Here is a 7,938-nt window from a genome sequence, read left to right on the forward strand (position 1 = left end):
CGCCCCGGGCCCCCTTCCGCCGAGACTGCATCTCGTGACTGTGCGACGGCGTCCGCGCACAGACGCGAGATGCAGTTTCGGCGAGGAGGGTCAGCGCGCGAGGGGGGTCAGCGCGCGAGGGCGGCGGAGTGCGCGAGGGACGCGCCGCGACGGGAGCCGCGCGCGTCAGGCGGCCAGGAACTCCAGGGCGCGGGCCTGGTCCAGGACCGCCGCGACCAGGGGCTCGTGGCCGCCCAGCCCGGCGTCCAGCCGGTCCAGGACCGCGCGGACCGACGTCGCGAGGTCGCCGTCCGCCAGGCCCGCCACCCGCTCCGGGCGCGCCTCCGTGACCGGACCGCCCTGCCCGCGCAGGTGCAGCGCCCACGCCGCGACCGTCGTGGCGGCCCCGGCCGGCACCCGCCCCGCCCGGCATTCGGCGACCAGCACCGGCGCCACCCGGACCGGCAGCTTTTCCGAGCCGTCGGCGGCGATCTGGCTGAGCAGGTGCTCGATCCGCGGGTTGCCGAACCGGTCGAGCAGCGCGCGCCGGTACGCGCCGACCTCGTCGGCGGGCAGGTCCAGGTGCCGGGCGGCCTCGTCCCACCACGTCTCGACCCAGCCGCGCAGCCGGCGGTCGGCGATCGCGTCCGCCACGGTCCGGTACCCGAGCGCGCCGCCCGCGTAGGCCAGCAGCGAGTGGGCGCCGTTGAGCAGCCAGAGCTTGCGCTGCTCGAACGGCAGCACGTCCTCGACGAGCTGCGCGCCCGCGTCGTCCCACGCCGGCCGGCCGCCGGGGAACTCCCCGGCGACGACCCACTCGGAGAACGGCTCGGTGACGACGGGGGCGGCGTCGGCGAGCCCGGTCGCGGCGCGGACGGCCTCGCGCCCGGCGTCGGTCGTGGCGGGCGTGATCCGGTCGACCATCGTGGTGCCGAACGCGACGTGGTCCCCGATCCACTCGGCGAGCGCCGGGTCGACGAGGTCGGCGAGCTCCAGCACCACCCGGCGCAGCGCGGCGCCGTTCTCGGGCAGGTTGTCGCAGGGCAGCAGCGTCATCGGCCCGGCCCCGGTCGCCCGGCGCAGCCGCAGACCTGCGACCACCCGGCCCGGGACCGTCCGCACCGGCCCGTGCCGGTCGGTGCGGAGCGCGGCCACGTCGGCCCGCACGTCGCCGCGGTCGGTGTCGAGCGCGCCGGACGCGGTCCGGACGTAGCCGGCCTCGGTCACGGTGAAGGTCGCGACCGCGACGGCGCGGTCCGCCCAGTAGCCCAGCCAGGCGTCGTGCTCGTCGCCGCCGTGCGCGGCCGACACGCTCGACACGACGCGGAACCGCTCGCCGTCGGCGGCCCGCGTGACCAGCGTGTACAGCCCGTCCTGCGGGGCCAGCGCCTCCGCCAGCGTGCGGGAGCGACCGGTGAAGGCGGCGATGCCCCAGCCCGCGGCGTCGGGGGCGTTGTCGGTGTACCAGGCCTGGTGGGCGCGGAAGAAGCCGCCCAGCCCCAGGTGCACGACGCGCACGGGCGCGGCGGGGCGGCCGTGGCCGGCGGCGCGGGACAGCCGCAGGCCGGTGGGGGTGGTCAGGCGGTGCTCGGGGAGGGTGATCACAGCCGGAACGACTCTCTCGGGATGGTGGTGACGAGGTCGACGGCGGTCTCGTGCGCCTCGTCGAGGGTCAGCCGGTGGTCGGTGACGAGCCGCGCCAGGTACGCGGCGTCCGCGCGCCGGCTCGCGTCGTGCCGGGCGGGGATGGACAGGTAGGCGCGGGTGTCGTCGACGAACCCGGAGGTCTTGGCGAACCCGGCCGTCTCGGTGACGGCCGCCCGGTACCGCTCCATCGCGTCGGGCGCGTCGAGGAACCACCACGGCGCCCCGACGTAGAGCGACGGGTAGAAGCCGGCCAGCGGCGCGAGCTCGCGGGAGAACGTCGTCTCGTCGATCGTGAACACGACCAGCCGGAACCGCGGGTGCGTGCCGAAGGCGTGCAGCACCGGGCGCAGCGCGTCGGTGAACTCGACGGTCACGGGGATGTCGGCGCCGATGTCGGTGCCGAGGCGCTCGCGGGACGGCGCGTGGTGGTCGCGGCGGACGCCCGGGTGCAGCGTCATCACGAGGCCGTCCTCGCTCGACATCCGCGCCATCTCGAACAGCAGGCCCCGGCGCAGCGCCTCGGCCTCCACGGCGGTCGCGGTCCCGGCCCGGGCCGCGGCGTACAGCCGCTCGCCGTCGGCCGGGTCGAGGGGGGCCATCGCCGCGTCCCGGTGGCCGTGGTCGGACGACACCGCGCCGCGCGCCGCGAAGTGCGCGCGCCGCCGCTCCATCGCGTCGACCCAGCCCGCGAGCGTGCCGGTGTCGGTCCCGGCGACCTCGCCCAGCGCGTCGACGCGGTCGGCCCAGCCCGGGGTGCCGGCCTCCAGGTACCGGTCGGGGCGGAACGTCGGGACGACCCGGCCGTGCCAGGTCGGGTCGGCGCGCAGCGCGGCGTGGTGCGCAAGGTCGTCGCAGGGGTCGTCCGTCGTGGCGAGCACGTCGAGCCCGAACCGGTCGTACAGCGCCCGGGGCCGGAACCGCGTCTCGGCGACCCGGGCGGCGATCGCGTCGTACAGGTCGTCGGCGGTGGCCTCGGACGGCACCAGGTCGACGCCGAGCACCTCGACCAGCACCTGCTCCAGCCAGAGCTTTACCGGCGTGCCGCGGAACGTCGGCCAGTGCCGGCACAGCAGCCGGAACGCGGCCCGGGACTGCGCGGCCGTCGGGTCGGCCACCCCGACGCCGAGGTCCTCGAGCGGCACGCCGCGCGCGTGCAGCAGGCGGGTCAGGTAGTGGTCGGGCGTGATGAGCAGCGCGGTCGGGTCGGGGAACGCGGTGTCCTCGGCCAGCCACCGGGCCGGCACGTGCCCGTGCGGGGACACGATCGGCAGGTCCCGCACCGCCGCGTAGAGCTCGCGGGCGACCGACCGCGTCGCCGGGTCCGCCGGCAGCAGCCGGTCGGGGTGTGGCGCGAGCCGGGGTGGGGCGACGGGGGTCGACAGCGCTGTCATGCGGCCATGGTTCGAGGCGGCGGGGCGGGGCTGCAAGCGGTTGCCATGAGTTGCCCCGGTGTCGGGCGGCGACCCGCGGCGGGCGCACGGCGACGCCCGCGGCGACCGTCCCGCCCGGCGGGCCGGCGTCAGCCCGCGCGTGCCGCCACGGCCCCCGACGACTCCCGCACCACCAGCCGCGCCGGGACCACGACGGGCTCCCCGCGGGACCGCGCGCCGTTCACCAGCGCGAGCAGGTTCCGCAGTCCGGTGGCGCCCATCGCCTGCAGCGGCGACGACACCGTGGTCAGCGCGGGGGAGACGATCTGGCCGATCAGCACGTCGTCGAACCCGACCACGCTCACGTCCTGGGGCACCCGCAGCCCGGCCTGCTGCAGCCCGCGGATGACCCCGACCGCCATGAGCGCGTTGAACACCAGCACCCCGGACGCCCGCGAGCCGCCGAGCGCCAGCGCCGCCTCGAACCCGCCCGCGAACGTCGGCTCGAACGGCCCGAGCCGCCGGCCGGTGATGTCGAGCTCCTGGCACGCGTCGCTGAACGCCCGCCACCGCGCGCCGTTCGGCCAGGACGCATCGGGGCCGGCGACGTAGACGAGGTCGCGGTGCCCGGCCTCGCCGAGGTGCTCGACGGCGCGCCGCGCGCCCCGCTGCTCGTCCGCCACGACGCACGGCACGTCGGCGAGCCCGCGGTTCATCACGACCAGCGGCCGCTGCTTGGCGACGCCGCGGATCGCCGCGTCCGACATCCGCGACGACGTGAGCAGCACACCCTCGACCATCGGCAGGATGCGCTCCGCGGTCTCCCGCTCGATCCCGGCGTCCTCCCGGGTGTCCTCGACCAGCACCCCGTACCCGGCCGCGGACGCCGCGACCTGCGCGCCGCGCAGCAGCTCGGCGTAGATGGGGTTGGCCAGGTCGGACACCAGGACCGCGATCATCCGGGTCCGGGCGGTCGACAGCGCCTGGGCGACGGGGTTCGCCCGGTAGCCGATCGCCGCGGCGGCTGCGCGCACCCGCTCCGCGGTCTGCGAGTTGACCCGGCCCGGCCGCGCGAACGTCCGGGACACCGTCGAGGCCGCGACGCCGGCCGCCTGCGCGACGTCGTAGATCGTCGGCGCGCGGGTCGCCCGCGGCTCGCTGCCCCCGTCGGCCTCCACCATGCCGCGATCGTAGGGTGCGGCTACGCCGCCGGGAGCAGCGAGCGGACCGCCTGCTCGACCCCGCGCAGCTCCGCCAGCCCCTTGAGCCGGCCGATCAGCGAGTAGCCCGGGTAGGTCTCGCGGAACTGGTCGTCGAGCATCCGCTGCCCGTGGTCCGGCCGCATCGGCAGCCGCGGCCCGCCCTCGCGCTCGCGCCGGCGCTCCTCGGCAACCAGCGCCGCCATCACCGCGACCATGTCCGCGTCGCCGGCGACGTGCGGGGCCTCGTAGAAGCTCCGGCCGCCGTCCTGCAGCCGCACCGACCGCAGGTGCGCGAAGTAGATGCGGTCCGCGAACCGCCGGGTCATCGCGACCACGTCGTTGTCCGCGCGCGACCCGTAGGAGCCGATGCACATCGTCAGCCCGTTCGCGGGGGAGGGCGCCGCGTCGAGCAGGTGCTGCGCGTCCTCGGCGGTCGACACCACCCGCGGCAGCCCGAAGAGCGGGCGCGGCGGGTCGTCCGGGTGGATCGCCAGCCGCAGGCCTACCTCCTCGGCCACCGGCACGACCTCGCGCAGGAACGACGACAGGTTCGCGCGGAGCGCGTCGGCGTCCACGTCGTCGTAGGTGGCGAGGGCGGTGCGGAACTCGTCGAGCGTGTACCGCTCCTCCGAGCCGGGCAGCCCGAGCAGGATCGTGTCGACCAGCCGCTCCCGGGCCATGTCGTCCATCGCGTCCAGCACGGCGCGCGCCCGGGCGGTCTGCTCCGCGTCGTACTCGGCCGCCGCGCCGGGTCGGCGGAGCAGGAACAGGTCGAACGCGGCGAGCTGGTCGGCGTCGAACCGCAGCGCCCACGTCCCGTCCTCGAGCGGGTACCCGAGGTCCGTGCGCGACCAGTCCAGGACGGGCATGAAGTTGTAGCAGACCAGGTCGATCCCGCAGGCCGCGAGGTTCCGGATCGTCTGCTGGTACGCCGCGACCGCGCGGTCCCGCAGCGGGCCGCCGCGCTTGACGTCCTCGTGCACCGGGACGCTCTCGACGACCGACCACACCAGGCCCGCCGCCTCGATCTGCGCGCGCCGCGCCTCGATCGCCTCGACCGGCCAGACCTCGCCGTTCGGGACGTCGTGCAGGGCGGTGACCACGCCCGTCGCGCCGGTCTGGCGGACCTGCGCCAGGGTGATCGGGTCGCGGTCGCCGAACCAGCGCCAGGTGTGCTCCATCGCCGTCCCTCCCGGGGTGTGGGGCGGCGCCGGTGCCGCCCCGCGTGGTCAGCAGCGTCGTCGGGGCGGAGGGTGAGGGGCAACCGGTTGCCGGAAGTTGCTCGGCGCCCTGGGCAGCGCGTGCGTGCACGCACGTGGCCATGTCCGACAACCTCGCGGGCGTGCGTGGCGCCGATCACGAGGTCGGGTCGGCACCCTCCCGCACGACGAACGTGCGCATCCGGCTGTGCGGCGGGGCCGTCTGATCGATGCGACCCGCTTCCAGCAAGGTGTTGATCCGGCGGGTCGCCGTCCAGTAGCTGATCCGGAGCCGAGCGGCGATCGCCTTCGTGGTGACGTCTCCCGCCCGGATGGCCTGGACCACCGCCTCGAGCGAGCTGTCCTGGCGGGCACCGTCGGCAGGTCGGGATCCCGACGAGGACGACGGAGGTGGAGCGGCGTCGTCGAGTCCCGCGAAGAGCCCGGGCTCGTCGTCCACGTCCGCCAGCTCGTACGCCGCGTACCGACGTCCGCCGGTCTTCAGCGCGAGCCCGTGATGCACCAGGCCTCGGAGGGCTGCCGTCGCTGCGTGCGACTCGACTCCCCATGCGCGCAGCATCTCGTTCGAGACCGATCCCGTGTTGCGCATCAGAGCGAGCGCGATGTGCTGCTCGTCCGTCAGGTTCGCCGCTCCGAGGGCGCTGATCCACGCGACGGTATCTGGGTCGAGCAGGGCATGCTGCGGCACGGTGACGTGGACGTGCCCGGGGGTGACATCGAACGTCGGCGGGCTCATGCCGGCGCGCCGCAGCCGCTGCAGCACGTGGGCCAGCCCGGACCCGCGGTTCTCGCTCACCGGCATGCCGTCGGCTCCAGGCAGGTCGGCGAGGATGCGGGCGAGCGTCGCGTTGCGGGTCGAGGAGACCTCCTCGACTCCCAGCTGACTGGGGACGACGTCACCGAAGAGACCACCCGGACTCTTCACGACGAGGCGGTCCGGATAGAGCTCGACCTGGACCTGCATACCGCGCGCGCCGGAGGAGTAGTCACGATGCAGCAGCGCGTTCACCACCAGCTCACGGATGACGTCGACGGGGTAGTCGTAACGGTCCTCCCGTCCCGCACCCATGATGACGGCGGCCTTCCGCATGTTCTTCCGTGCTGCCGCGATCACGCCGTCCAGCATCTCCGGGATGGTGCCGTCGCAGGTGACGTTGTCGAGGAACCTCGTCCCGTCGGGCAATGTCTCACCCAGCGACAGGCCGGGGAGCGCGACGAACGAGACGAAGAGCTGCGGCAGGAACTGCTGCGGGTAGCTGCCCAGCGAGAGCAGGCCGGCAAGCGTCGGGCGGATCGTGCCGTCGTCCGCCGGACCCACGACACCGGTCCGCGTCAGCGCGACCTCGTCGGTCACATCGCGGAACGCGCGGTTCGGGAGCTGGCGGAGCCTGCGGAGAAAGGCTGCCACGGCGTCCGCGTCGAGGTCGGCCATCTGCGCTCCGACGACGAGCTCACGGTCGTCGACCGGCTGTGTCCGGTTGGACAGCAGCTGGGTCACCTCGTAGGAGGTGAGGTGCCGGTCGCCATCGCCGCTCCGGATGAAGGACCCGCCGTAGGGGCCTCTCCGGCGGATGTGACTGGGACGACGCAGCGGATCGAGTGCAGGCACCTCGAGGTAGACGAGCCGACCGTCCTCGAACGGCACGATCTCGATGTCGGCGCGGATCGGGGGTTCCATGTCCTCATGGCACAGACCGGCCAGTGCGTCCCTGATGCGCGCGGCGTCGAACCCGGCAGCCGGGACGAACCCATCGGACTCGGAGAGGCCGAGAAGCAGCACCCCTCCGGAGCCGTTCTGGAACGCCGACAGCGTCTCGCCGGTCGTCTTCGGGAGCCCGCCGACAGCGGCCTTCACTTCGATACCGGTCGGCTCCGCGCCCAGCCGTCTGAGCCGCTCGACCTGCGCCCGGACGGCGTCCTCATCCATGTTTTGCAGTTTGGCAAACCTGTCGCGCGAGTGCAAGACACTGCAAAACACCTCTGTCCCGCCGATGCGGTCGTCGCCGAACCCGGGTCCTTGTGATGCGTGATCGTGAGCGAAACCTGCAGATCGCGTCAGGTCCTTGCATAAACGCGGGTCGCGCCCCGAGGATGGCACGCATGACTCGCATCACGTTCCTGGGCGCCGGATCCGCCGTGTTCACCCGCCAGCTGCTCGTCGACATCCTGCGCTACGACGACCTCCCCGAGCTGGAGATCGCCCTGCAGGACATCGACCCCGACCGCCTCGCGATCGCCCGCGGCACCGCGGAGCACGTCGCGCAGCGCCTGGGCAAGCCGGTGCGCGTGACGGCGTCGCTCGACCGGCGCGAGATGCTCGAGGGTGCGACCGCGGTCGTCATCATGATCCAGGTCGGCGGCGTCGACGGGACGCGCAAGGACCTGGAGATCCCCGCCCGCTACGGGCTGCGGCAGACCATCGGCGACACCACCGGCGTCGGTGGCGTGTTCCGCGGGCTGCGGACCTTCCCGGTGATCTCCGAGATCGCCCGGGACGTGCGCGAGGTCTGCCCCGACGCC

5 protein-coding genes and 1 pseudogene are annotated in these 7,938 nt (G+C 74.5%); 1 reads left to right on the plus strand and 5 read right to left on the minus strand.

Going from position 1 to position 7,938, the window contains the following annotated elements; genetic code table 11:
• Positions 1-165 precede the first annotated feature (165 nt).
• From KVT14_RS05395 to KVT14_RS05415, 5 genes are all read right to left on the minus strand, one after another.
• Positions 166-1,584 carry a mannitol dehydrogenase family protein gene (locus KVT14_RS05395; RefSeq protein ID WP_217614732.1) on the minus strand — a complete coding sequence of 473 codons (1,419 nt, stop codon included), beginning with the start codon at positions 1,582-1,584 and terminating at the stop codon, positions 166-168.
• Complete coding sequence (gene uxaC / locus KVT14_RS05400) at positions 1,581-3,017, minus strand: glucuronate isomerase (protein WP_217614733.1); 1,437 nt, start codon at positions 3,015-3,017, stop codon at positions 1,581-1,583. The genes KVT14_RS05395 and uxaC overlap by 4 nt, the downstream gene beginning before the upstream one ends.
• A gap of 128 nt (positions 3,018-3,145) precedes the next feature.
• The gene (locus KVT14_RS05405; RefSeq protein ID WP_217614734.1) at positions 3,146-4,177 is read right to left on the minus strand and encodes a LacI family DNA-binding transcriptional regulator; all 1,032 of its coding nucleotides are present in this window, start codon (positions 4,175-4,177) and stop codon (positions 3,146-3,148) included.
• Positions 4,178-4,197: 20 nt separating this feature from the next.
• The gene (gene uxuA / locus KVT14_RS05410; protein WP_217614735.1) at positions 4,198-5,379 is read right to left on the minus strand and encodes a mannonate dehydratase; all 1,182 of its coding nucleotides are present in this window, start codon (positions 5,377-5,379) and stop codon (positions 4,198-4,200) included.
• A 175-nt stretch (positions 5,380-5,554) separates the two neighbouring features.
• A complete protein-coding gene (locus tag KVT14_RS05415; protein WP_217614736.1) occupies positions 5,555-7,345 on the minus strand; it encodes an ATP-binding protein in 1,791 nt (596 codons plus the stop codon).
• 173 nt (positions 7,346-7,518) lie between these two features.
• Here KVT14_RS05415 and KVT14_RS05420 point away from each other — a divergent pair.
• A pseudogene (locus KVT14_RS05420) lies at positions 7,519-7,938 on the plus strand (alpha-glucosidase/alpha-galactosidase); the annotation flags it as partial.

Source organism: Cellulomonas sp. GbtcB1 (genome assembly GCF_019091725.1).
GTDB lineage: Bacteria > Actinomycetota > Actinomycetes > Actinomycetales > Cellulomonadaceae > Cellulomonas.

Bases quoted from the DNA above. Each gene is read 5' to 3' on its own strand.
- KVT14_RS05415 (WP_217614736.1), bottom strand. From the start codon at position 7,345: ATGGATGAGGACGCCGTCCGGGCGCAGGTCGAGCGGCTCAGACGGCTG.
- uxuA (WP_217614735.1), bottom strand. From the start codon at position 5,379: ATGGAGCACACCTGGCGCTGGTTCGGCGACCGCGACCCGATCACCCTG.
- uxaC (WP_217614733.1), bottom strand. From the start codon at position 3,017: ATGACAGCGCTGTCGACCCCCGTCGCCCCACCCCGGCTCGCGCCACAC.
- KVT14_RS05405 (WP_217614734.1), bottom strand. From the start codon at position 4,177: ATGGTGGAGGCCGACGGGGGCAGCGAGCCGCGGGCGACCCGCGCGCCG.